This window comes from Arthrobacter sp. Z5-13 (assembly GCF_056499105.1).
This window is the reverse complement of sequence record NZ_CP096460.1, coordinates 3,077,616-3,101,538: the sequence shown is the minus strand read 5'-3', so window position 1 is coordinate 3,101,538 and position 23,923 is coordinate 3,077,616. Positions and strand designations below refer to the sequence as shown.

At 63.6% G+C, this 23,923-nt stretch carries 18 protein-coding genes; 15 read left to right on the top strand and 3 right to left on the bottom strand.

The genetic code is table 11. The annotated features are described in order from the left end of the window. Positions 1–11: 11 nt before the first annotated feature. From M1E02_RS14600 to M1E02_RS14575, 6 genes are all read left to right on the top strand, one after another. Positions 12–716: an FHA domain-containing protein gene (locus tag M1E02_RS14600; protein WP_479374951.1), complete on the top strand. Its 705-nt coding sequence runs from the start codon at positions 12–14 to the stop codon at positions 714–716. Then, entirely contained in the window at positions 713–5,200 is a 4,488-nt protein-coding gene (locus M1E02_RS14595) for an FtsK/SpoIIIE domain-containing protein (protein ID WP_479374950.1), read from the top strand. The genes M1E02_RS14600 and M1E02_RS14595 overlap by 4 nt, the downstream gene beginning before the upstream one ends. Positions 5,201–5,347: 147 nt before the next feature. Further along, positions 5,348–7,681 carry an NAD-dependent DNA ligase LigA gene (ligA, locus tag M1E02_RS14590; RefSeq protein ID WP_479374949.1) on the top strand — a complete coding sequence of 778 codons (2,334 nt, stop codon included), beginning with the start codon at positions 5,348–5,350 and terminating at the stop codon, positions 7,679–7,681. Beyond that, on the top strand, positions 7,678–8,490 hold the full coding sequence (locus tag M1E02_RS14585) for an inositol monophosphatase family protein (protein WP_479374948.1): 813 nt from the start codon (positions 7,678–7,680) through the stop codon (positions 8,488–8,490). Before ligA ends, M1E02_RS14585 begins: the two co-directional genes overlap by 4 nt. A gap of 114 nt (positions 8,491–8,604) precedes the next feature. Next, positions 8,605–9,117: a GNAT family N-acetyltransferase gene (locus M1E02_RS14580; RefSeq protein WP_479374947.1), complete on the top strand. Its 513-nt coding sequence runs from the start codon at positions 8,605–8,607 to the stop codon at positions 9,115–9,117. Positions 9,118–9,200: 83 nt separating this feature from the next. Beyond that, positions 9,201–9,584 carry a RidA family protein gene (locus M1E02_RS14575; protein WP_479374946.1) on the top strand — a complete coding sequence of 128 codons (384 nt, stop codon included), beginning with the start codon at positions 9,201–9,203 and terminating at the stop codon, positions 9,582–9,584. 26 nt (positions 9,585–9,610) lie between these two features. Here the strand turns inward: M1E02_RS14575 and M1E02_RS14570 are convergent, their stop codons facing one another. Together M1E02_RS14570 and M1E02_RS14565 are read right to left on the bottom strand one after the other, a co-directional pair. Then, positions 9,611–10,300 (bottom strand): response regulator, encoded by a 690-nt coding sequence (locus M1E02_RS14570; protein ID WP_479374945.1) that lies wholly within the window; start codon positions 10,298–10,300, stop codon positions 9,611–9,613. Beyond that, positions 10,293–12,008, bottom strand: a complete 1,716-nt coding sequence (locus M1E02_RS14565; protein WP_479374944.1) for a sensor histidine kinase — start codon at positions 12,006–12,008, stop codon at positions 10,293–10,295. Before M1E02_RS14565 ends, M1E02_RS14570 begins: the two co-directional genes overlap by 8 nt. Before the next feature lie 228 nt (positions 12,009–12,236). Here M1E02_RS14565 and M1E02_RS14560 point away from each other — a divergent pair, with 228 nt between their 5' ends. The 5 genes from M1E02_RS14560 (at position 12,237) to M1E02_RS14540 (ending at position 18,136) form a co-directional block, all read left to right on the top strand. Further along, positions 12,237–13,721 (top strand): CitMHS family transporter, encoded by a 1,485-nt coding sequence (locus tag M1E02_RS14560; protein ID WP_479374943.1) that lies wholly within the window; start codon positions 12,237–12,239, stop codon positions 13,719–13,721. 127 nt (positions 13,722–13,848) lie between these two features. Continuing rightward, positions 13,849–14,145: an Asp-tRNA(Asn)/Glu-tRNA(Gln) amidotransferase subunit GatC gene (gatC, locus tag M1E02_RS14555; protein WP_479374942.1), complete on the top strand. Its 297-nt coding sequence runs from the start codon at positions 13,849–13,851 to the stop codon at positions 14,143–14,145. Between the two features lie 3 nt (positions 14,146–14,148). Further along, positions 14,149–15,729, top strand: a complete 1,581-nt coding sequence (gene gatA / locus M1E02_RS14550) for an Asp-tRNA(Asn)/Glu-tRNA(Gln) amidotransferase subunit GatA (RefSeq protein ID WP_479374941.1) — start codon at positions 14,149–14,151, stop codon at positions 15,727–15,729. Further along, complete coding sequence (gatB, locus tag M1E02_RS14545; RefSeq protein WP_479378169.1) at positions 15,726–17,234, top strand: Asp-tRNA(Asn)/Glu-tRNA(Gln) amidotransferase subunit GatB; 1,509 nt, start codon at positions 15,726–15,728, stop codon at positions 17,232–17,234. The genes gatA and gatB overlap by 4 nt, the downstream gene beginning before the upstream one ends. Positions 17,235–17,467: 233 nt before the next feature. Further along, the gene (locus tag M1E02_RS14540; RefSeq protein ID WP_479374940.1) at positions 17,468–18,136 is read left to right on the top strand and encodes a hypothetical protein; all 669 of its coding nucleotides are present in this window, start codon (positions 17,468–17,470) and stop codon (positions 18,134–18,136) included. 42 nt (positions 18,137–18,178) lie between these two features. Here M1E02_RS14540 and M1E02_RS14535 read toward each other — a convergent pair whose 3' ends face one another. Next, entirely contained in the window at positions 18,179–19,102 is a 924-nt protein-coding gene (locus M1E02_RS14535) for a LysR family transcriptional regulator (RefSeq protein ID WP_479374939.1), read from the bottom strand. A gap of 135 nt (positions 19,103–19,237) precedes the next feature. Between M1E02_RS14535 and tdh the strand changes: the two genes are divergently transcribed. The 4 genes from tdh to hutI all read left to right on the top strand — a co-directional run bounded on the left by tdh (position 19,238) and on the right by hutI (position 23,915). Beyond that, positions 19,238–20,284, top strand: coding sequence for an L-threonine 3-dehydrogenase (gene tdh, locus M1E02_RS14530; protein ID WP_479374938.1), 1,047 nt, complete (start codon positions 19,238–19,240; stop codon positions 20,282–20,284). 8 nt (positions 20,285–20,292) lie between these two features. Then, the gene (locus M1E02_RS14525) at positions 20,293–21,501 is read left to right on the top strand and encodes a glycine C-acetyltransferase (RefSeq protein ID WP_479374937.1); all 1,209 of its coding nucleotides are present in this window, start codon (positions 20,293–20,295) and stop codon (positions 21,499–21,501) included. Positions 21,502–21,579: 78 nt separating this feature from the next. Continuing rightward, positions 21,580–22,704: an NAD(P)/FAD-dependent oxidoreductase gene (locus M1E02_RS14520; RefSeq protein WP_479374936.1), complete on the top strand. Its 1,125-nt coding sequence runs from the start codon at positions 21,580–21,582 to the stop codon at positions 22,702–22,704. A gap of 11 nt (positions 22,705–22,715) precedes the next feature. Beyond that, positions 22,716–23,915 (top strand): imidazolonepropionase, encoded by a 1,200-nt coding sequence (gene hutI / locus M1E02_RS14515; protein WP_479374935.1) that lies wholly within the window; start codon positions 22,716–22,718, stop codon positions 23,913–23,915. Positions 23,916–23,923 lie beyond the last annotated feature (8 nt).

The window sequence follows — 23,923 nt, the reverse complement described above, 5'->3', positions numbered from 1 at the left end:
GGCACGGAAATATGGGGGATCTAGCAATAGATTTCTGCGGCGAGTGGCACGAGCCCTCCGACGAGGACGTCTTCAGCATCGGCCGCGAGGGTGACCTTGAGGTGGACGACAACCCCTACCTGCACCGGAGATTCCTTCAGATCGCCCATTATGACGGAATCTGGTGGCTGAGCAACGTCGGCAGCATGCTCTCAGCTACCATCGCGGACGGTTCGGGTGGGATGCAGGCCTGGCTTTCGCCAGGGGCGCGGATACCCCTTGTATTCAGCCACACCAACGTGATCTTCACTGCCGGCCCAACCACTTATGAGTTTGCCGTGCACCTCAAGACTCCTTCTTTCAGGCAAGAGATCCACGACGACGAGAGTGGAGGGGATACCACCATCGGGCCAGTGGTTTTCACGGACTCGCAAAAGGCGCTGATCGTGGCCCTGGCAGAACCGATGCTCCGCCGCGAAGGAACAGGCTTCAGCGCCATTCCGTCGTCGGCCGCGGCAGCAAAAAAGCTTGGCTGGGCCCTGACCAGATTCAACCGGAAGCTGGATAACGTGTGCGACAAACTGGACCGGGTCGGAGTTGCCGGACTGCGCGGAGGAGGCGGGAAGCTGGCTACCAACAGGCGTGCCCGTCTCGTGGAACACGCCGTGACGTCGCATTTAGTCACTGTCGATGACCTGTATTTGATCGAAAAGATGAGGGGAGTCGAAGAAGGGTGAGAATCCGACTGACGCTGCGCCGCGACCCGGCCGAAGCAAAGGATCTGGCCGTTACCGTGGACGGCCTGGCCACGGTGGCTGACATCGCCGTCGAACTCTGGACAGCGGATCCGGAAAGGCGCGGCACGCCGGCGCCGCCAAACCTCACCCTCACCATTGATGAAGCCTTTGTGGCCGGGGGCATGAAGGGAAATGTCCTCAACAGGGCGGACAACCTTCTGGAGTCAGGGCTCCGCCCGGGTTCAGTTGTTTCGCTTACGCAGGTGAGCGAGCAGTTCGCCGTCCCCGGGGCCAACCGGGGACCCGCCGCGGCCACACTCCGGATCCTGACAGGACCCGACGTCGGGCAGGAATTTTCGCTGCCTACCGGAACCAGCTACATTGGCCGGGGCCGGGACGTCGATATCCGGCTGTCGGACCCCATGACGTCGAAGCGCCACGCCCGCATTACGGTGGGCGAGACGGTGGAGATCGTGGACACTAACTCCGCCAACGGGCTCATCATGGATGGCTTGCCCGTTACCCGGGCCACTTTGAATTCTTCAGACACCGTGATGCTTGGAGATACCACGGTGGCCGTGGTGTCCCTGTCACGAAACCAGGCGGCTGCACCGACGTCGCCCCTCGTCGATTTCAACCGTTCACCCAGGGTGGTGCCGCGCTTCGAAACTCCCAAGCGCATGCTGCCGGCCGGGCCGAAACGTCAGGATCACCACCCTTTCCCGTTCATTATGCTCTTGGCCCCGCTGGTGATGGGCGCCGTTCTCTTTGCCGTGACCCGAAACCCCTTGTCCGCGATGTTTATGGCCATGATGCCGCTGTTCATCGTTGGGCACTATGTGGACCAAAGAATGCGCAGCAAGCGGGAGCGGAAGGAACAACTGAAGCAGTTCCGTGAATCGATGGCGGCGTTCCGGCGTGACATCACTGAACTCCAGCACGTGGAGCGTTCAGTACGCCTCCAGGAGGCGCCCTCGGTCAGCGACACAGTGGACTCCATCTACAAGCTCGGCCCGCTCCTCTGGACCCACCGGCCAGAGCACGGGGGATTCCTCGGGATCCGCTTCGGGCTGGGGACGGTGCCGTCGAGAGTTCCCCTTGAGGAACCGAACAGCAACGACACCGAGGCCGAGTTCATGCAGGAGATCCAGGACTGCCTCAAGCAGTTCCAGATCATCGAAGGCGTGCCTGTGGTGTCCCAGCTCCGTTCAGCCGGCTCGTTCGGGCTGGCCGGGGCCCGCGGTCTGGTGGACGACGTCGCGCGCGGAATAGTCCTCCAGGCCGTCGGTTTGCATTCTCCCGCGGAGGTGGTGGTCACGGCCATCACCTCGGCGCAATCCAAGGACAGATGGGGCTGGCTGCAATGGCTCCCGCACGTCGGATCAGGGCATAGCCCCCTCAGCGGGGACCATCTTGCGGCCGGCTCGGCGAGCGGTTCCACCCTCCTGGCCCGTCTTGAAGACCTGATCGAACAGCGGGAGGCGGCGGCAAAGGTCCAGGGTCCGCAGGCACGGCCGGCTGTAGAGGCGGACAAAGAGCAGATTCCCGGACCGGTGTTGCCCTCGGTCCTGGTCATCGTGGAGGACGACGCTCCGGTGGACCGTGGACGGCTTACCCGGTTGGTGGAGCGGGGACCCGATTCAGGGGTGCACGTCATGTGGGTTGCCACCAGTGTCCAGTCCCTGCCGGCAGCCTGCCGCGACTTTATGGTGGTCGACGGCGAACATGGAACCACCACGGGCCAGGTCCGTATCGGTCGCCACACCTACCCTGTCAGCTGCGAGAGCCTGGACGCCGAGCTCGCCCAGCAGCTTGCACGGATGCTCTCGCCCGTCGTCGACGTCGGGAAACCGGTGGACGACGAATCTGACCTTCCCAGGGCAGTGTCCTACGCGACACTCATCGGGAAGGACTTCATGGACAACCCGCAGGCGGTGGCGGACAGGTGGAAAGAAAACAATTCCGTCCGGGCCACGGCCGTCCCCAACCGAAAGGACAACGGCACCCTCCGCGCCCTGGTCGGATCCAAGGGCATAGAGCCGCTGTATCTGGATCTGAAAAACGAGGGCCCGCACGCTCTCGTGGGCGGGACCACTGGCGCTGGAAAGTCAGAATTCCTGCAGTCCTGGGTGATGGGCATGGCCGCTGCCTACAGCCCCGACCGCGTCAGTTTCCTGTTTGTCGACTACAAGGGCGGTGCGGCGTTCGCTGATTGCCTCCATCTGCCTCACACAGTAGGGCTCGTGACGGACCTGTCACCCCACCTGGTGCGTCGTGCGCTGACGTCCCTGCGGGCGGAGCTGCATTACCGGGAACACCTGCTCAACCGGAAGAAGGCCAAGGACCTGCTGGGCCTGCAACGGGAAGCTGACCCCGAGGCACCGCCGTATCTCATCATCATCGTGGACGAGTTCGCCGCCCTCGCAACCGAGGTTCCGGAATTCGTGGACGGGGTAGTGGATGTTGCGGCAAGGGGCAGGTCCCTGGGCCTGCACCTGATCCTGGCCACACAGCGGCCCGCAGGCGTCATCAAGGAAAGCCTCCGCGCCAACACCAACCTCCGGGTGGCCCTGCGCATGGCCGACGAGGATGACGCCACAGACATTCTTGGCGTCCCTACCGCCGCCTACTTCGACCCGTCCATCCCCGGCCGTGGTGCTGCCAAGACCGGTCCGGGCCGTATCCAGGGCTTCCAGACCGGCTACGCCGGTGGCTGGACCACGGAAAAGCCCCAGCGTCCCCAGATCGATATTGTGGAAATGGCCTTCGGGTCAGGACCAAGCTGGGAGCCTCCTGCACCGGAGAACCCCGTCAAGGAAGAGCCGGCCGGGCCCAATGATATTGCCCGAATGACGGCGAACATCATCAAGGCTGCTGAAGTGCTGGCCATTGAAGCACCCCGGAAGCCTTGGTTGAACGAGCTCGCAACCACCTACGATTTTTCCAAGCTCCCCAATCCACGGACAGATGAGCGGCTCCTGCTGGGCGTCGCTGACGATCCCGCCCACCAGAACCAGCCAACCGTCTTCTATGAGCCTGACCGGGACGGCAACATGGCCATCTATGGTACCGGTGGGTCCGGCAAGTCTGCCGCCCTGAGGGGAATCGCCATCGCCGCGGCCGTGACCCCCCGCGGAGGGCCGGTCCATGTGTACGGCATCGACTGCGGTTCCTCGGGGCTGAACATGCTCAATGAACTCCCGCACGTTGGCGAAATCATCAGCGGCGACGACGTGGAGCGGGTAGGACGGCTCCTGCGCTGGCTGCGCGATATCGCCGATGACAGGTCAGCGCGCTTCGCCGAAGTCCGCGCATCCACCATAGTGGAGTACCGCAAACTGTCAGGCAGGCCTGATGAAAAGCGGATCTTCGTGCTGGTGGACGGTATGTCCGCCTTCCGCGAGACGTATGAGTTCAGCAGGCTGTCCGCCCTCTGGGACATCTTCCTGCAGCTCGCAACTGACGGCCGGCCCCTGGGTATCCACCTCGTGGTGTCCGGGGACCGTCCCAACGCGGTACCGCCATCGCTGTTGGCCTCCATCCAACGACGACTGGTCCTGCGCCTGTCCTCCGAGGACGACTACATGTCTGTTGATGTGGCGAAGGATGTGTTGAGTAAAACGTCCCCGCCAGGGCGTGGACTCCTGGGCGACAACGAAGTCCAGCTGGCCGTGCTCGGCGGGAACTCCAACCTGGCCCTCCAGGCCAGGGAGGTGCATAAGCTCGCGCAGGCGATGCTCCGTCAAGGGGTTCAGAAAGCGCCGCAGATCGAACGGCTGCCGGATCAGGTGGACCTGGACATCCTTCCGTCAGGGCGTCCGGACACGCCGGTGATCGGCGTGGACGACGAAACACTGCAGCCCGCCGAAATTGTTGCAAAGGGGCCGCTGCTGTTGGCGGGTCCCCCTGGTGCGGGCAGAACGGTGGCCCTTGTAACGATGGCCTACGCCCTCCGCCGCTCCAATCCGAATACGGAACTCGTCTACATCGGATCCAGGCGCTCAGCAGTCGCTTCCCTCCGGCTCTGGAACCGCTCGCTCGTTGGCGCGGACGATGTCCAGGAAGCCCTGGACGATCTCATCGAGTACTCCACCGGCAACCCCGGGAGCCTTGCCATCTTTATCGAGGGCCTCACTGAATTCACGGACACCATGGCGGAATCCGGCATCGGGCGCCTGGTGACGGCATCCATCAAGGCGGACCAGTGGGTGGTGGGTGAATCCGAGACCTCAACCTGGTCCTCGGCCTGGTCCCTGGCGCAGCCGTTCAAGTCCGGGCGGCGGGGCCTGCTCATCAATCCGGGAGACATCGAAGGAGACAGCCTGCTCAACACACCATTGGGCCGGATCAGCACCGACTTCATTCCTGGTCGGGGGTACATCGTGGGGAGGGGCAAAGTGCGCAAGCTCCAGGTGGCGCTGCCCCCGGAGGACCGTTCCTACGGCGAGTCAGCCCTCAGCGGAGTGGGTGCCGCTGGCGTCTAAGACAGACTGGCGGTTGGTGTCCGCTGACAGGAAGGTCCGGAGGCGCTGTGCAGGTTCCAGCAGCGGCCCGGGCCTTTCTGTTTGCTGCTTCTGATAAGTGCTTTCCGGCGGCCGGACAATGTCCGCCCCTTAAGGCAAGATAGGTCTGTGAGCACAGCACCGGGAAATGAAGCACTGGCAGACACGGCAGCACCGGGCGCGGTACCGTCCGAAGACCTCCGGGAAGAGTACGAGGCCCTGGCCGACGAGGTGCGCAAACACCGCTTTGCCTACTACCAGCAGGATGAACCGCTTATTTCGGACGCGGAGTTTGACGAGCTGTACCGTCGGCTCGAAGCCATGGAGGCCTTGCATCCTGAACTCGTCTCCAATGATTCCCCTACCCAGGAAGTTGGCGGGGAAGTTTCCGCCGCCTTTGCCGCCGTCGAGCATCTGCAGCGGATGTACAGCCTGGAAGACGTCTTCTCCCTTGAAGAGCTGAAGGCATGGATTACCAAAGCCGAGGCCTCCGTCGCAAAGCTGGGCGGGAACAACAACGGGCGCCCCCAATGGCTGACCGAACTCAAAATCGATGGCCTCGCCGTCAACCTGCTCTACCGCGACGGGAAACTCGTGCGCGCTGCCACCCGGGGAGACGGCACCACGGGGGAGGACATCACCCACAATGTCCTGACCATCAAGGAGATCCCGCAGGAGCTCAAGGGCAGCGGCTTTCCGGCAGAAATGGAAGTGAGAGGGGAAGTCTTCATCCCTTCCGAAGCCTTCGCCGAATTCAATGCCGCGCTGATTGAGGCAGGAAAAGCCCCGCTGGCTAATCCGCGAAACGCGGCCGCCGGTTCCCTCAGGCAAAAAGACCCGGCCGAAACCGCCAAACGCCCGCTTCGGATGTTCGTGCACGGAATCGGCGCCCGTGAAGGCCTGGACACCGGCAGCCAATCAGAAACCTATCGCCAGCTCGAGAGCTGGGGCCTGCCGGTCAGCCCTTATTTTGAAGTGCTGGACGGGCTTGAGGACATCCTCGAATTCATTGCACGGTACGGCGAAAAGCGCCACAAGCTGATGCACGAAATCGACGGCATCGTGGTCAAAGTTGATAACTTCGGCACCCAGCGGGCCCTCGGTTACACCACGCGCGTGCCGCGCTGGGCGGTCGCTTACAAGTACCCGCCCGAGGAAGTCCACACCAAATTGCTGGACATCGCAGTCAACGTCGGCAGGACAGGACGGGTGACTCCGTTCGGCGTGATGGAGCCCGTCAAGGTAGCCGGATCAACCGTGGAAATGGCAACCCTTCACAACCAGGACGTGGTCAAAGCCAAGGGCGTGAAAATAGGGGACATCGTGGTCCTCCGGAAGGCGGGGGATGTCATCCCGGAAATCGTGGGGCCGGTCCTCGCACTGCGGGACCTGCAGGATCCGCCTGTGCGGGACTTCGTCATGCCCACTGAATGCCCGTCCTGTGGAACTCCGCTTGCGCCCGCTAAAGAGGGCGACGTAGACATCCGTTGTCCCAACGCCCGTTCGTGCCCCGCCCAGCTTCGTGAGCGGGTTTTCCATCTTGCCGGGCGCGGAGCCTTTGACATTGAGGCGCTTGGTTGGGAGGCGGCAATCGCCCTCACCCAGCCTGCCGAACCGGAGACCCCACCCCTCACCACGGAAGCGTCACTCTTCGATCTGAAGCCCGAGGACCTGGCGACTGTACGCATCCGTCGAGAGAAGCGCTCCAAGGGTGTAGGCACCGGAGAATACGAGCTCGTACCGTACTTCTTCTCCAAACCCACGGCCAAGGCACCTTCGAAGCCCACGGCCAACACGGAGAAGCTTTTCAAGGAACTCGAGAAAGCCAAGTCCCAGCCGCTGTGGCGGGTTCTCGTGGCGCTGTCCATCCGCCATGTTGGTCCCCGCGCGTCGCGTGCCTTGGCCACTGAGTTCGGCGGCATGGATGCTATCCGCCGGGCTTCCGAGGACCAGCTTGCCCACGTGGACGGAGTCGGCCCGACTATTGCTGCGGCAGTGACGGAATGGTTCGCTGAAGACTGGCACCGCGAAATCGTCGACGCCTGGGCTGCTGCCGGAGTGCGGATGGAGGACGAGCGGGACGAATCTACGCCGCGGACCCTCGAGGGCCTGACCATAGTTGTCACCGGCAGCCTTGAGCATTTCAGCCGGGACGAAGCGAAGGAAGCCATCCTGATCCGCGGCGGGAAAGCGTCAGGTTCAGTCTCTAAGAACACGAGCTATGTGGTGGCCGGTGAAAGCGCCGGAACCAAGCTGGACAAAGCCGAGCAGCTGGGCGTTCCCGTGCTTGACGAGGAAGGCTTCCGTGAATTGCTGGCGAACGGTCCGGCAACAGCGACGGGCGGGGAATCTGTAGCTGCTGCCGACGACGCCGGGGTGGCCCCTGAAAGCGGTTCCGCCAAGGACAACGACTCCGCAGAGGACAACGACATACAACTCCACGATGCGGAAGGCGCAAAATGAGCCCGGAACACAGGCAACTGCTGGATCTGGCGAAAGAAGCCGCCGCAGCCGGCGCCGCTGTCCTGGCCGGCCGGAAAGCCGCCGGGTTGAATGCGAGCAATAAAGGCGCTGCCGGTGACTGGGTGACGGCATTTGACGTCGCTGCCGAAAACGCAGTCCGGGATGTCATCCTTCAGGCCCGGCCTGACGACACCATTACCGGTGAAGAACACGGTACGCACGTGCCGGCGTCGCCCAGCGGTTACCGCTGGTCCATTGATCCCCTGGATGGAACCACTAACTTCATCCGCAACATCGTTTACTACGGCACGTCCGTGGCCGTTGCGGATCCCGACGGCGTATGGCTGGCCGGGGTGGTCAACGCCCCGGCCCTGGGCAAGTTGTTTTACGCTTCCAGAGGTCAGGGCGCCTGGTTGGAGGAGGGCGGGCACGTCACCCGGCTGAACGGCCCGGAGCCCGGACGGCCCGGGCAGATCCTGGCATCAGGATTCAGCTACGATCCCGAGGTCCGGGCCGAGCAGGCAAGCGCCTTGGCAGGTTTTATGGAGGGCTTCGCAGACCTGAGGAGGCTCGGGTCAGCCGCCTTGGATCTTTGCCTTGTAGCCGACGGCACCCATGATGCGTACGGCGAGCGGGGGCTCAATGAGCATGATTTCGCGGCAGGGGCGCTGATAGCCGAGGAAGCCGGCTGCTGGGTACGCCGTCCCAGACTCACCAGCCCGCTCGATGGCGGACCCTCCCTTGAGGAGCGCTTGTCCGCGTGGACATGCGCGGGCACGCTGGACATGTCAGGCAAGTTCCCGCTGTGATCCTCGCCCCGGCGTGGGGAGTGGGGCTCTTGTGCCGGCGTCGGGAGTGATAGTTCAGTCACGGAAACGTTGTTTTCGCAGCAACAGCGGGAAACTTCCTAATACCATTGCCACGTGCCTTCGCCGATTCTCATACGCCCCGCAGTCCCCTCAGACTACGATTCCGTAGCGCGCATCACCCGGGACTCCTACCTCGCTGCGGGCTACTTCGAGACCGCCGAGCACCCGTACATGCAGCAGATTCAAAAAGTCGACGCCCGGGCTGCGAACGCTACGGTCTGGGTTGCAGAGCGTGCCGGGCAAGTGATCGGCTCGGTGACGCTGGCTACGGCAGGCGAACCTTTCGCGGACATCGCACTCGAGGATGAACTTGAGTTCCGCATGCTGGTGGTTGATCCGTCGGTGCAGCGGAGCGGGGCAGGCAAAGCCATGGTGGAAGCCATTCTTGACTACGCCGGCACCCTGGACGGTATCAAGGCTGTATCGCTGACCACCGGCATGACCTGGGAAAGCGCCCATGGGTTGTACAGGAAGACCGGATTCCAGCGGGTGCCTGAACGCGACTGGCTGGTTCCAGGCACCGACATAAAGCTGCTCGTTTACCGGCGCGACCTCCCGGCGACCTAAAGTAGTGCCGACTCCATGACCCTGCTGCGTCCGGGAACGGCAAACAGCCGTCCGCCTGGATGCTGCACTGCGAAAGGCACTCGATGCGCAAGACGTTTGGCTCCGGCTCCGCCTGGGAAAAAATCCTTGGCTATTCACGCGCCGTACAGGTGGATAACACGCTGTACATCTCGGCCACCGCAGCGAGCGGCGAGGACGGGATTGTGGGCGAGGACTTCTACACGCAGACCCGGTTCATCCTCGAGAAGCTGGGCGCGGTACTGGCCGATGCCGGGTTTGAATTTTCTGACGTGGTGCAGTCCAAGCTCTACCTGACGGACATCAGCCAATGGGAAGAGGCGGGCCGCGCCCACGGCGAAGTCTTCGGGGAAATCCGCCCCACTCTGGCACTGGTTCACGTGCTGCCGTTCCTTGACCCGAAAATGCTGGTCGAAATCGAGCTCGTAGCCCAGAAGAGCGCCAGCTAGCTTCGCACCAAACTCTGACGCCTGGCCTAGACGTCTGACCCCGCGGCTCCGGAGGGCGCAGGCGGTAACCCATAGCGGTGTTCGGGCCGGCCGGTAGAGCCGTAGCGAAGCTGGATATCGACTGAGCCGTCATCCGCCAGGGAAGACAGGTATCGCTGTGCAGTCGCTCGCGAGACACCCACACGCGCGGCAACCTCCGCGGCCGAATACTGTTCCCCGGGGGCCAGGGACTCCAGAACAGCTGCCTCCGTTGCCGACCGCGGCCGGGCGGAGGGGCTCACCTCGCCGGGGATCAGCGCGCGTTTGGCCCGTTCGACAGTTTCCTGATCGACGTTTCCTGGCTGACCGAGGATACGACGGTAACGGGCATATGAGCGCAACTGCTGGGACAGGGACTCCGAAGTGAAAGGCTTGAGCAGGTAGGCCAGTGCACCGCGGCGGAAGGCCAGGCGCAGCGATCCGGTGTCTGAGGCCGCGCTTAGCATCATGGTGTCGACGTCGAGCTGCCGGAGCAGGTCCAGCCCTGATGCGTCCGGCAGATACACGTCCAGCAGCACCAGGTCCGGGCGCAGGCTGTGGATGGCTTTGAGTGCCTGGGATGCGGAACCCACGGGAGCCAAGGCAAGGAATCCCGGTACCGAATCCACGTAGGCAGCATGGAGTTTGGCCACGTGGAAATCGTCATCCACAATCAGCACCCTGAAATCCTCAGACATCCTTGTCCCTTCCTGATGAAACCGTTATGCCCGTGTTCGTTGTACCCGGCAGCGTGGCCATGAACACCGCTCCCGGTCCTCCGCGGGCACCGTTCTCCAGGACGGAGACGTCCCCGCCCCGCCGCCGGGCCAGCTGGCGGGCGAGGACGAGCCCCAGTCCCTGGCCACCGGCAGGGCGGGCCGGCGCCGTCGAACTTCCAGCAGTGGTGAACCCCTCCGAAAACACGTCGTCGACATGTCCTGGCTCCAATCCGTCTCCGGAATCGGACACCACAATGTGCAGGGTCCCGCCACCCTCGCCAGGGGCATCCAGCGCTTCTACCTCAACCCAGCGCTCTGTAGCCGCACCGGCCACCGCAGCATTGACGCCGTTGTCGATGAGGTTGCCAAGCACCGTGGTGACGTCCTGGGGATCAGTGACCTGACCTCGAACCAGTGTTTCCGGGCCGATCCGCAGCGCCACTCCGCGCTCGTTGGCCTCCACGCCCTTGGCCCCGATAAAAGCCTGAAGGTACGGATCCTGCAGCAATTCAGCCTGGTCCACCGGAAATTTCAGAGGGCCTGTAGCAACCAGTTGCGCCAGATAATCCTGTGCCTGCCGGAACTGTCCGATACTCATGAATCCGGCAAGGGTATGGAGCTGATTCGCGAATTCGTGGCGCTGGGCCCTCAGCGCCGTGGACATGGTCCCCACAGCATCGAGTTGGCGGGTCAGGTGCTGCAGCTCCGTGCGGTCCCGCAGCATGATGACCCAGCCCAGGTCCTCCGTCCGGTGCAAGGCTTTCCGGGCACTTGCAACAACAACCCGGGCTCCGGCAACCAGTTCGATTGCATCCCTCTCCTGGGCGTCGGGCTCGGTCAGCGCTTTCAGCTGGGCGGGAAGAGGGGCCTCAGCCCAGGGCGTCCCGGTCAGATCGTCCAGATCGAGGAGTCGCTGAGCCGCGGCGTTGAAGACGCTGATCCTGCCGTCGCCGGAGATTCCGATGACGCCCTCGTCCACTCCCTGAAGGACAGCAACCTGATCGTGGACAAGGGTGCTGATTTCCTCGGGTTCCAATCCGAGCGTGAGCCGTTGCAGCCGCCGTCGCAAAAGGAATGAGGCCAACACGCCGGCCAGGAGGGCTCCGGCTGCGGTCACTGCAATGGGCACAATGTCCCGGGCAAGGCTCCGGGAGATGCTTTCGGTGGAATATCCCACGCTCACTTCGCCGACTATGGCGGAGGAGCCAGGGGCAAAAACGGGCACCTTCGCCCCTGCAGAAGGACCCAGGGTGCCTGTGTTCCGGGTGGTCACTTCCTTGCCCGAGAGCGCATCGGAGGGATCCGTGCTGACCTTTTGCCCGAGGCGGTCGGCGTCGGGATGGGCCAGGCGGAGTCCCTGCTCGTCAGTAATGACCACAAAGAGTGCCCCGGTACGGTTGCGGGCACCTTCTGCCGCAGCCATGAGGGGACCCTTCAGCAGCACGGACGCCGGGGGAGTGCCCTCTTCCTTGCTGATCGACTGCACCTCGGCGCGGACGGAAGGATCGGAAGCTACGGTTCGGGCCAGCGTGAGCGCCTGGTTCTCCGCCTCGCGGCCTAAACGGTCATAAGTGAGCCACGCATGCATTGCTCCGCTGAGCAGGACTACAAGCAGCACGACGGCAAGCTGCAGCAGCAGGGTCTGTGTCGAGAACCTCAGGGGAAGGCGGGATGTGCGGCGCTTCATGGTCCTCCTGCCAATCCCTCAATCTACTGACCGTTGCCGGGTCTTTACTGAATGCCTCTGCCGTAACCCGGTGAGCTAAGTAGCCCAGTGAGCTAAATGAGCAAAATGCTCCCAATAAGCAGTATGCCAATCAATTGAGCCAAAGGCACTGCCGTGATCGAGGCCACTATAACGTCTGTATCGCGCATCACACTGTTGTGGCGCTGTTCACAGGAAAAGGAGCCGGCCGTGCTGGTATTACTTGGATTCGCCATGATCGCAGTATTCATGGTGCTGATCATGACGAAGAAGTTGACGCCAGTGCTGGCGCTGATCATTGTTCCCACTGTATTCGGATTATTTGCAGGCGCTGGCCTGGGCATCGGCGACATGGTGATGGACTCAATGAAGTCCATGACCTCCACCGCAGCCCTGCTGATGTTTGCCATTATCTACTTCGGCCTGATGATCGACGTCGGGCTGTTCGACCCGCTGGTCCGGTTGATCCTCCGCAAGCTCGGCAACGACCCCGCGAAGGTTGTCCTCGGCACGGCGATCCTGGCCGCCGCAGTTTCCCTGGATGGCGACGGTTCCACCACCTTCATCCTCACCACCGCTGCCATGCTGCCGATCTACCTCCGCCTGAAGATGAGCCCCGTGGTCCTGACCTGCGTGGCCGGCCTTGCAAACGGCACCATGAACATCCTGCCTTGGGGAGGCCCCACAGCACGCGCCGCCTCCGCCTTGAAGATCGATGTCAACGACGTCTTCGTTCCGATGATCCCGTCCCTGATCGCCGGCCTGGTGGTTGTCTTCGTCTTCGCCTGGCTGCTGGGCATTCAGGAGCGGAACCGCCTCCGAGCCACGGCTCCCGAGATCTGGGGCGATGTTTCGGATCCCGCCGACGCCTTTGACGGGGGAACGTTCGACGGCGGCGCACCGGCTGGTTCCAGCGGTACTTCCGGGGGCCGGGGCGGAAGCAAGAGCGACGCACCCGCTGGCGGAAGCCCCGCCGTCGAGGGTTCAGCGGTTGCTGTCCTGGACCGCCCTGAGCCGGTTGATGACAAGGATTCAGCCATGGCCGACACCGCCCTGGACCCCAACCGCAAGACCCTGCGCCCGAAGCTCCAGTGGTTCAACCTGGGCCTGACCGTGGCCGTCATGGGCATGCTCATCGCTGACCTGGTGCCCCTGCCCTACGTCTTTATGGTGGGCTCGGCAATCGCCTTGCTGGTGAACTTCCCCAAGGTCAAGGACCAGGCCACCCAGCTCATCGCCCACGCCCCGTCCATCGTCGCGGTGGTCAGTATGGTCATGGCCGCAGCCGTCCTCACCGGCGTCCTCACCGGCACCGGCATGGTCGAGGCCATGTCAGCGTGGCTGGTGCAGATCATCCCCGCGGACATGGGGCCCTTCATGGCGGTCATCACCGGCGTACTCAGCATCCCCATGACCTTCTTCATGAGCAACGATGCCTTCTACTTCGGGGTGCTGCCCGTACTGGCCGAAACGGCCGGCCACTATGGCATCAGCGCAGCAGACATGGCCCGGGCTTCCATCACCGGCCAGCCGTTCCACATGCAGAGCCCGCTGGTCCCGGCAATCCTGCTCCTCGTTTCCCTTGCGAACGTGGACCTGGGCGACCACCACAAGAAGGTACTGTGGCGCAGCGCTGCGATTTCCCTCGTAATGCTTGCCGTCGGGATGCTGACGGGAGCCATCGGAATCGGCTAGCCTGAAACTGCCGGCGGCTTGCCGTCTGGCCGGTTGTGCCCGTCTCACGCCCGCTGGGGGTCGTCAGGCGGGCACACTGTTGCCACGTAGACTATGGGGGAAACCAACTACCTTGCAGGGGAGATCCATGGCTGCGATCAACCGTGACGACGTCGCGCATCTTGCGCGCCTGGCGCACATCGAGATGAGTCCCGACGAGCTGGACAGAATGGCAGGCGAACTCGCCGTCATCGTTGACGCCGTAAAGTCGGTGAGTGAAGCCGCCGGCGACGACGTCCCGGCCACGTCCCACCCCATCCCGCTCACCAACATTTTCCGTGAGGACGTCGTGGGGCACACGTTCACCGCAGAAGAGGCATTGTCCGGCGCGCCGGATGCCCATGCGAACCGGTTCAAGGTTCCGGCAATCCTGGACGAGGACTGAGACATGACTGAATACAACACCACTGGTACAAGTTCCTCCGAGCTCATCCGCAACTCCGCCGCCCAGCTGGCTGAGAAGCTCGCTGCCCGTGAGGTCTCCGCCGTCGAGGTCACCCAGGCGCACCTGGACCGGATCGCCGCAGTAGACGGCGGCGACAGGGGAGTCCACGCCTTCCTGCATGTCAACACCGAAGAAGCCCTCACCGTTGCCGCCGAGGTGGACGCCATCCGTGCAGCAGGCGGAGCCGCGGCCGAGGAGCTGCACGCGCTCGCCGGTGTACCCATCGCCGTTAAGGACCTCATCGTCACAGTCGGCCAGCCCACCACGGCAGGCTCCAAAATCCTCGAAGGCTGGCACAGCCCGTACGACGCCACAGTCGTGAAGAAGCTGCGCGCCGCGAAGATGCCCATCCTGGGCAAAACCAACCTCGACGAGTTCGCCATGGGTTCCTCCACGGAACACTCCGCCTTCGGGCCCACCCGCAACCCATGGGACCTGGACCGCATCCCCGGCGGTTCGGGCGGTGGCTCGGCTGCCGCCGTCGCGGCTTTCGAAGCACCCCTGGCCCTCGGCACGGACACCGGTGGATCCATCCGCCAGCCCGGCGCCGTCACCGGAACCGTAGGCGTCAAGCCCACGTACGGCGGCGTTTCCCGCTACGGTGCCATCGCCATGGCATCTTCCCTGGATCAGATCGGCCCCGTGTCACGCACGGTGCTGGACTCGGCTTTACTGCATCAGGTGATTGGCGGGCACGATCCTTTCGACTCCACCTCGCTGCCGGATCCCCTCGCCGACCTGGTAGCCGCTGCACGCATCGGCAACATCGAGGGCATGAAAATCGGCATTATCAAGGAACTTCACGGCGAGGGCTACCAGGCCGGCGTCGAGAACCGTTTCAACGAGTCCCTTGAGCTGCTGAAGCAGGCCGGAGCGGAAATTGTTGAGGTTTCGTGCCCCAACTTCAAGTACGCGCTGGGTGCCTACTACCTGATCATGCCGTCCGAGGCTTCCTCCAACCTGGCCAAGTTCGACGGCGTCCGGTACGGCCTGCGGGTCCTCCCCGAAGACGCGCCCATGACCATTGAACGCGTGATGGGAGCCACCCGCGCGGCCGGCTTCGGAGACGAAGTCAAGCGACGCATCATCCTCGGCACCTACGCCCTGAGCGCCGGCTACTACGACGCCTATTACGGCTCTGCGCAGAAGGTCCGCACGCTGATCCAGCGTGACTTCGAGGCCGCCTTCGCCAAAGCCGATGTCCTGGTTTCGCCCACTGCACCCACCACGGCATTCAAGCTGGGGGAGAAGCTGGACGATCCGCTGGCCATGTACCTGAACGACGTCGCGACTATCCCTGCGAACATGGCAGGCGTACCAGGCTTGTCCCTTCCTGGCGGACTCGCCGACGAGGACGGGCTCCCGGTCGGAATCCAGCTCCTGGCTCCGGCCCGCCAAGACGCCCGTCTGTACCGCGTGGGTGCAGTCCTTGAATCATTGCTCGAGGCGAAGTGGGGCGGCCCCATCCTGGCCAGCGCGCCCTCACTCACTGAGCTTGTCACGAGCCACGGAGGTTCTCGCTGATGTCCGACGCAATCCTGACCTTCGACGAGGCCATGGAGAAGTACGATCCCGTCCTGGGGTTCGAGGTCCACGTGGAGCTCAACACCAAGACCAAGATGTTCTCCTCAGCGCCGAACGTCTTTGGTGACGAGCCCAACACCAACGTCAACGAGGTGGACCTCGGCATGCCCGGCGTCCTGCCCGTGCTGAACAAGACGGCGGTGGAATCCTCCATCAAGATCGGCCTCGCGCTGAACTGCAAGATTGCGGAGTACTGCCGCTTTGCCCGGAAGAACTACTTCTACCCGGATACTCCGAAGAACTTCCAGACCTCGCAGTACGACGAGCCCATCGCCTACGACGGCTACCTGGACATCGAGCTCTCCGACGGAACGGTGTTCCGCGTCGAAATCGAACGGGCCCACATGGAGGAGGACGCCGGCAAGCTGACCCACATGGGCGGATCCGCCGGCCGCATCCAGGGTGCCGACTACTCCCTGGTGGACTACAACCGCGCCGGTGTTCCGCTGGTGGAGATTGTCACCAAGCCCATCCAGGGTGCCGGTTCGCGGGCTCCTGAACTGGCCAAGGCCTATGTGGCAGCGGTCCGGGAAATCGTGAAAAACCTGGGTGTTTCGGATGCCCGGATGGAACGCGGCAACGTCCGCTGCGACGCCAACGTCTCCCTCCGTCCGCATGGCCGCGAACGCTTCGGCATCAGGTCCGAGACCAAGAACGTGAACTCCTTGCGCGCCGTCGAACACGCGGTCCGTTACGAGATCCAGCGGCACGCCGCGGTTCTGGACTCGGGCGAGCCGGTGGTTCAGGAAACCCGCCACTGGCACGAGGACACCCGCACCACCACGTCCGGCCGGGCAAAGTCCGACGCCGATGATTACCGCTACTTCCCGGAGCCTGACCTGGTACCAGTGGTCGCTTCCCGCGAATGGGTTGAGGAGTTGCGGGCGACTCTGCCCGAGCCCCCTGCCGAGCGGCGGAAACGACTGCAGGCCGACTGGGGTTATTCGGATCTGGAGTTCCGCGATGTGGTCAACGCCGGTGTCATGGACGAGATCGAGGAAACCATCGCCGCAGGTGCCACGGCATCTGTGGCCCGCAAGTGGTGGATGGGGGAGATCGTTGGCCGCGCCAAGAACGCCGACGTCGATCCCGGCCAGTTGGGTGTTGCTCCTGCAACCATCGTTGAGCTGAACAAGATGGTTGAAGACGGCAAGATCAACAACAAGATGGCCACGGAAGTGCTGGACGGCGTACTCGCCGGCGAAGGTACTCCGGCGGAGATCGTGGACAAGCGCGGCCTCGCCGTGGTGTCCGACGACGGCCCGCTCCTCGAAGCCATCGACGCTGCCCTGGCTGCCCAACCGGATGTCGCCAACAAGATCCGCGGCGGCAAGGTGCAGGCCATCGGAGCGATAGTTGGCGGAGTCATGAAGGCAACGCGCGGTCAGGCCGACGCTGGCCGGGTTCGCGAGCTGATCCTGGAGAAGCTGGGCGTCGAAGGCTGACTCGAAGCCTTCCCAACCGGGTCGCAGTTAACGTTGTTTTAGAGTCGGCGGTTTCAGGCCGGCAAGACAACAACAACTGCGGCCCGGTTGCGTTTCCGGGCCCGGGGAAGGGCGTCCAAGAGTGCACGCCCGGTCGGATGTGAACTTGCGACAATCTTGTGTATTCACCGCTGCTTCCGGTCGTAAACTCCTTTCAGGGCGCCGTGTCCACCGGCGCGACGGGAGGAAGTGCCATGGCTACCCAGGAGCCCAGGAACATACGTAAAGCTGCCCTTGTGGGCACTATTGCCGTCGCGCTCACCGGAACGGGAGTTGCGGTTGCGTGGGCGGCGGGCGATCCGCCTAACAACGGCCAGTCACAGTCAGCCACTCCACCGGGCCATTCTGAAGACAAAGGACAGAAGAACAGGCCGGACAAAGCCCAGCGTGGCCAGGCCCTGCATGGCGAGACTGTCGTTAAAAACCCCGACGGCTCCTTCCAGACAGAGGTTTCGCAGCGGGGAACGGTGGAGTCAGTCAGCGAGAACTCCGTCACAGTCAAGAGCGAGGACGGGTTCAGCCAGAGCTACGTCATTAACGCCGAAACGCGGATCGCTAAACTCCCTCCACTTGCAGAGGACGGCTCTGCTCCTACTGACGAGTCCGGGAAGCGGCTCAAGCCCACCGATGTCACCGCAGCGGACCTCAAGGCCGGCGACACGGTGCGCGTCCAAGGCATCAGGACCGGCGATTCTGTTACAGCGGAAAAGATCGTTGCCGGCGTGGCCCCGGACGGCCCCGGGAACGGCATGGGCTTCGGCAGGGATAACCGGCCCGGCAAGGATCAGGCCAAGGGCAACGGTAAAGCCCTGGGCAAGGATCAGGCACCGGGCAAGGAAAAAGCGCCAGACGCCGCACCCTGAGCGGAGCGTCCTGGCGCCATTTGCTTGTCCCCGGAGAGCGGGCTAAACCGGAGCGCCGTCCGCGTCGATGAGCCCCTCCATGATTTCTCGGAGCGCATCGCACACCATCATCACCGACGTCCTCTTCAGGTTTTCCGGGCGGGCCAGGATATCGATCCTCCTCCTGGTGCTGATGCCTTCCAACGGGCGCAGCACAATCCCCGGATTCAGCGCCGGCCTGGCTGTGTAGCGGGGCAACAGACCGATCACGCTGCCGGCGGCAACCAGCGCGGCGACTGTGGAGTAGTCGTTGATGCGGTGCACGATGTTCAGTTCACGGCTGGACGATGCGGCGACGGCGGTCAGGACGTCCGCGGGGGAGTAACCGGCGCGGCTGGTCACCCAAGGCTCGCCCGCGACGTCGTCAGTTGTGAGTGAACGCAACCGGGCCAGCGGGTGGTTGGCCGGCAGTGCGACGTCGAGAGGCTCCCGGGCGAGCGGGATCACGGCCACCCGCTCCTCAGGCCAGCGCGGGCTGTGGTCCATGCGGTGCGCCAGCACCAGGTCGTAGCGCGCTGTCAGGGCCGGAAAATCATGCTGGGCAACGTCCTCGTCTGACAGCAGGACCTTCGGCGTATCAGGGGCGTCCAGGAGGCGGGCCAGGGGAGCAAACAGCACCTGGCCGGCGCTGTGGAAACCGCTCACGGTCACGGGCGAAACCGGAGATACGTGGTAGGCACCTATCGCCCGCCGGGCTTCGGCCATCGCGCTGACGACGGCGGCTCCCGCGTCGGCCAGAACCTGCCCGGCGTCGGTGAGGACAAGGTTACGTCCTTCCTTCCGGGTCAGCGGCACGTCCAGGCTTTTCTGCAGTGCAGCCAGCTGTTGGGACACTGCGGAAGGTGTTACCAGGAGCGTTTCGGCCACGGCTTTGACGCTGCCAAGGGCACCCAGTTCGCGCAGCATCTCCAGTTGGTGAATTTCCATAGCGCCCATTCTATGCATAAGCAAAATCTAAATCGTCGATTGAGAAATTTCCGGTTGTGCTAATGCGTTTTTGAGGCTCTAATGAAGGAAGTTCATGGCCCCTGCAACGGGGGCCGGCAAGAGTGGAGGAAGCCAATGAAGGCTCTGTATAAGTCCGGTGCCCATTCCGGGTTTGAACTGGCAGACAGGCCAGAGCCTGAGGCCGGACCTGGCGATGTCAAGATCCGCGTAATGACCACGGGAATCTGCGGCACCGACCTCCACATCCAGTCCTGGGATGCCTGGGCGCAAAGCATCATCGAGGCGCCGTTGATCCCCGGGCATGAGTTCTACGGTGAAGTGGTGGAAACCGGGGACGGCGTCAGGGACGTCAAGGTAGGCGACAGGGTTTCCGGCGAGGGACACGTGGTCTGCGGAATCTGCCGCAACTGCCGTGCCGGGCGGAAGCAGATGTGCATCCATACCGTCAGCGTCGGTGTCCAGCGCGACGGCGCCTTCGCTGAGTACGTGGTGATCCCCGAAACGAATGTCTGGGTCCATCACGATCCCTCGGTGACCCCGGAACTGGGCGCCATCTTCGATCCCTTCGGCAATGCAGTCCACACTGCCCTCAGCTTTCCGCTCGTTGGTGAGGATGTCCTTATCACCGGTGCCGGTCCCATCGGTTTGATGGCCATAGCCGTCGCCCGGCACGCCGGTGCCCGGAAGATCGCCATTACCGATGTCTCGGCGCCGCGGTTGGAGCTGGCCCGGAAGCTGGGCGTTGACCTGGCTATTGACGTCTCCAGTATGAGGATCAAGGACGCGCAGCAGGAGCTTGGTATGCGTGAGGGCTTTGACATCGGGATGGAAATGTCCGGCCACCCCGGCGCCCTGCCCGAAATGATCGACAACATGAACCACGGCGGGCGGATTGCCATGCTTGGGCTTCCCAGCCAGTCCATTGACATCGACTGGGGCAAGGTGGTGACCCATATGTTGACCCTCAAAGGCATCTATGGCCGGGAAATGTTTGAGACCTGGTATGCCATGAGCGCCATGCTGTCCTCCAACCCTGCCTTGCATGCAGGTATTTCCGCCGTTGTCACCGACACTCTTCCGGCTTCGGACTGGGAAAAAGGCTTTGAAATCGCCCGCGCCGGCATCGGCGGCAAAGTTGTCCTCGACTGGACCGAAATCTAAGGAGCACCATGTACTCAGGCATCAAGGACCAGCTGCAGGGCGAGCTGGAGGAGATCCGCACCGCAGGGCTTTTCAAGACTGAACGGCACATTGATTCGCCGCAGGGCAACCACATCCGGGCAGGCCAGATCGGTGAAGCAGGAGCGGATGTCCTCAACTTCTGCGCCAACAACTACCTGGGCCTCGCCGACCATCCGGAGATCATCGCAGCGGCGAAGTCCGCCCTTGATGAGCGGGGATTCGGCATGGCCAGCGTCCGCTTCATCTGCGGCACGCAGGATGTTCACCTGGCCCTGGAGGAACGCGTTTCAAAGTTCCTGGGCACCGAGGCCACCATCCTTTTCTCCAGCTGCTTCGATGCCAACGGCGGGGTTTTCGAATCACTTTTCAGCGCCGAGGACGCCATCATTTCGGACGCCCTCAACCATGCGTCCATCATCGACGGCATCCGGCTCTGCAAGGCCCAGCGGTTCCGCTATGCCAACCGCGACATGGCAGACCTCGAGGCGAAACTGATTGAGGCGACGCAGGGGGAGAAGCCGGCACGAAGGACCATAGTTGTCACGGACGGTGTCTTCTCAATGGATGGCTACCTTGCCCCGCTGGAGGCCATCTGCGATCTTGCCGAGCGGTATGACGCCCTGGTTATGGTGGACGATTCCCACGCCGTGGGCTTTATGGGGGAAACAGGGGCCGGCACGCCGGAGCACGCCGGAGTGTCCTCCCGGGTGGACATCTACACGGGAACGTTCGGTAAAGCCCTGGGAGGCGCGTCCGGCGGCTACGTCTCCGGCCGCAGCGAAATCGTGGCGATGCTCCGTCAAAAGGCGCGCCCCTACCTGTTCTCAAATTCTCTGGCCCCTTCCATCGTTGCAGCGACCCTCAAGGCCCTCGACCTCGTGGAAAAATCCGCTGAACTGCGGAGCAAGCTCTTCGCCAATGCAGAGTTGTTCCGCAACAGAATGACCGAAGAGGGTTTCGAGCTTCTTGAAGGGGAACACGCGATCGTTCCGGTGATGTTCGGTGACGCACTGGCTGCTGCCAAGGTGGCAGACCGGATGCTGCAGCATGGTGTCTTCGTGACGGCTTTCAGCTACCCGGTGGTGCCCAAGGGTGCTGCGCGGATCCGGGTGCAGCTGTCGGCAGCGCACAGCACTGACGACGTCGAAGCTTGCGTGCGGGCGTTCGTGGAAAGCCGGGCGGCTCTCGCAGCGTAGGTTCCGCCCGACGGAATGCCGTCTTCCTGCTCTGGTTTGTGCACTGCGCCTATCGTCCCTGTCTGCAAGGATGGAGCAATGTCAGCAAATTATGATGTGGTGATTGTGGGCGGCGGCATTGCCGGGTTGTCACTGGCCTCGGCCCTTGCAGGAAAATGCACGGTCGCCCTCGTGGAAGCCGAGCAGTCGCTCGCCTATCACACCTCCTCGCGGTCGGCCCGGCAGCTCATTCCGAGCTTCGGCCCGGCCGTAGTGCAGGAGCTTACTGTCCGGACTCTCCAGCTGATCGCGGCGGAGGATGAGGCCAGGCCCGTCAAAGTCCTGACCCCACGCAGCTTCATGCTGATCGGGGATGAGGATACCGTCCGGGCGGAAGCCAGCGGTTCCATGCGCCGGATCAGCCACACGGAGGCCCTGGCGCTTTGCCCTGTCCTTGAACCGGATTCGTTCAGCGCCGCAGGCCTGGATACGCAGTCCTTCGGCTGCAATGCCCCCGTACTTCTGGAGGATCACCGGCAGGTTGCGGAGAGCGCAGGTGTCGACATCATCACAGGGGCAGGGGTTCATTCGGCTCAGCATCTCGGCTCCGGCTGGCAGATCGGCGCCGGGCAGGAGGCGCTGCAGGCCGGCGTTCTGGTCAACGCGGCAGGCGCCTGGGCCGATGAGCTCGCTGTCATCAGTGGGGTGGAAAAACTTGGCCTGCAGCCATACCGCCGGACGGCGGCGATTGTCGCCGTCGACCATTCCCTTCCGGAGAATTGCCCCATGGTGGCGGCAGCCGACGAGTCCTTTTACTTCCGTCGTGAGGGGGCCGACGTCCTGGTTTCCCCTTCGGAGGCGGTACCCAGCGGCCCTGAAGACGCGAAGCCGCACCCTGGAGACGTGGAGGCCCTGATCGCGCGGCTCAACTCGGTGACCACCTTGGGGATCAACGGCGTCAGGAGCGCCTGGACGGGTTTGCGGACCCAAGCGGCTGACGGCCTTCCGGTCGTAGGGTTCGACGCCGAGGCCCCCGGATTCTTCTGGCTCGCCGGACAGGGCGGTTACGGCTTCCAGACGTCCTCGGCCATTGCTGAACTGGCAGCCGGGCAGATCCTCGCCGGGCAGGACAGAACCGGGCAGCCAACAACCGGGCAAGGCAAGCGTCCGGCATCCCGTACAGCTGAAGCCCTGGCCGCCACCCGCTGGTCCATCCGGCGCTGAAGAATTGACCCATGAGTACCCTCGTTACCAATATCGCCGAACTGATGACCCAGGACGTTGAGCACCGCGTCCTCAAGAATGCCGCTGTGGTGCTCGACGGGGAACGCATTTCCTGGATTGGCCCGGCGGCAGAGGCTCCCGCCGCTGACGATGCGGTGGACGCGGGCGGACGCACAGTGCTGCCGGGCTGGGTGGACTCCCACACCCACCTGATCTTCGCCGGGGACAGGACCGCGGAGTTTGAGGCCCGCATGGCAGGAGAAAGCTACAGCGCGGGGGGCATAGCGGTGACCACTGGCGCCACGCGGAACACCAGCGACTTTGACCTGACCAGGCTGGCCCTTGGCCGGGTGGCGGAAGCAGTCTCCCAAGGGACCACCTACCTGGAAACCAAAACGGGCTACGGGCTGGATGTGGTGAATGAGGCCCGCAGTGCCCGCATCGCCGCCACCGCCGTCGATGAAGTGACGTACCTGGGAGCGCACCTGGTGCCGGACGGAATGGACGCCGAGGAGTACACGGATCTTGTTTGCGGGCCCATGCTGACGGCGGTCCGGCCCTACGTCCGCTGGGCTGACGTTTTCTGTGAGCGCGGGGCGTTCACCGAAGAGCAGTCACGGCGGGTGCTGAAGGCCTGCCAAGACGCCGGCCTGGGCCTGCGCGTCCACGGCAACCAGCTTGGCGAGGGGCCCGGGGTCCAGCTGGCCGTGGAGTTCGGCGCCGCGAGTGTGGACCACGTCAACTACCTCTCAGGCGCAGACGTAGATGCGCTCGCCGGCAGCTGGTCAGGCATTGGGAACGGACAACGGGGAACGGTGGCCACTTGCCTTCCCGCCTGCGACCTGTCCACGAGGCAGCCTCTGGCCCCTGGCCGTGAGCTCCTGGACGCCGGAGTCCCGATCGCCCTGGCCTCCAACTGCAACCCCGGGACGTCCTACACCAGTTCCATGGCTTACTGCGTCACCACTGCAGTCTTGCAGATGCGGCTCAGCGTTCACGAAGCTGTCCGGGCAGCGAGCTATGGGGGCGCCTTGGCGCTGGGGCGGGAGTCAGGGAACGACGTCGACGGCGAACGGGCGGTGGGCTCCATCGCCGTCGGCCACCGGGCGGACCTTCACATGCTCAATGCGCCCTCCGCGACTCACCTTGCCTACCGGCCGGGAATCCCGCTGACCCACGCTGTCTGGCGTGCCGGCGCCAGAGTCAAGTAGAGCCAGGC

Excerpts from the sequence above, each read along its gene's own strand:
- M1E02_RS14600 (WP_479374951.1), top strand. The coding sequence starts at position 12 with ATGGGGGATCTAGCAATAGATTTCTGCGGCGAGTGGCACGAGCCCTCC.
- M1E02_RS14585 (WP_479374948.1), top strand. The coding sequence starts at position 7,678 with ATGAGCCCGGAACACAGGCAACTGCTGGATCTGGCGAAAGAAGCCGCC.
- M1E02_RS14575 (WP_479374946.1), top strand. The coding sequence starts at position 9,201 with ATGCGCAAGACGTTTGGCTCCGGCTCCGCCTGGGAAAAAATCCTTGGC.
- M1E02_RS14570 (WP_479374945.1), bottom strand. The coding sequence starts at position 10,300 with ATGTCTGAGGATTTCAGGGTGCTGATTGTGGATGACGATTTCCACGTG.
- M1E02_RS14565 (WP_479374944.1), bottom strand. The coding sequence starts at position 12,008 with ATGAAGCGCCGCACATCCCGCCTTCCCCTGAGGTTCTCGACACAGACC.
- gatC (WP_479374942.1), top strand. The coding sequence starts at position 13,849 with ATGGCTGCGATCAACCGTGACGACGTCGCGCATCTTGCGCGCCTGGCG.
- gatA (WP_479374941.1), top strand. The coding sequence starts at position 14,149 with ATGACTGAATACAACACCACTGGTACAAGTTCCTCCGAGCTCATCCGC.
- M1E02_RS14540 (WP_479374940.1), top strand. The coding sequence starts at position 17,468 with ATGGCTACCCAGGAGCCCAGGAACATACGTAAAGCTGCCCTTGTGGGC.
- M1E02_RS14535 (WP_479374939.1), bottom strand. The coding sequence starts at position 19,102 with ATGGAAATTCACCAACTGGAGATGCTGCGCGAACTGGGTGCCCTTGGC.
- tdh (WP_479374938.1), top strand. The coding sequence starts at position 19,238 with ATGAAGGCTCTGTATAAGTCCGGTGCCCATTCCGGGTTTGAACTGGCA.
- M1E02_RS14525 (WP_479374937.1), top strand. The coding sequence starts at position 20,293 with ATGTACTCAGGCATCAAGGACCAGCTGCAGGGCGAGCTGGAGGAGATC.
- M1E02_RS14520 (WP_479374936.1), top strand. The coding sequence starts at position 21,580 with ATGTCAGCAAATTATGATGTGGTGATTGTGGGCGGCGGCATTGCCGGG.
- hutI (WP_479374935.1), top strand. The coding sequence starts at position 22,716 with ATGAGTACCCTCGTTACCAATATCGCCGAACTGATGACCCAGGACGTT.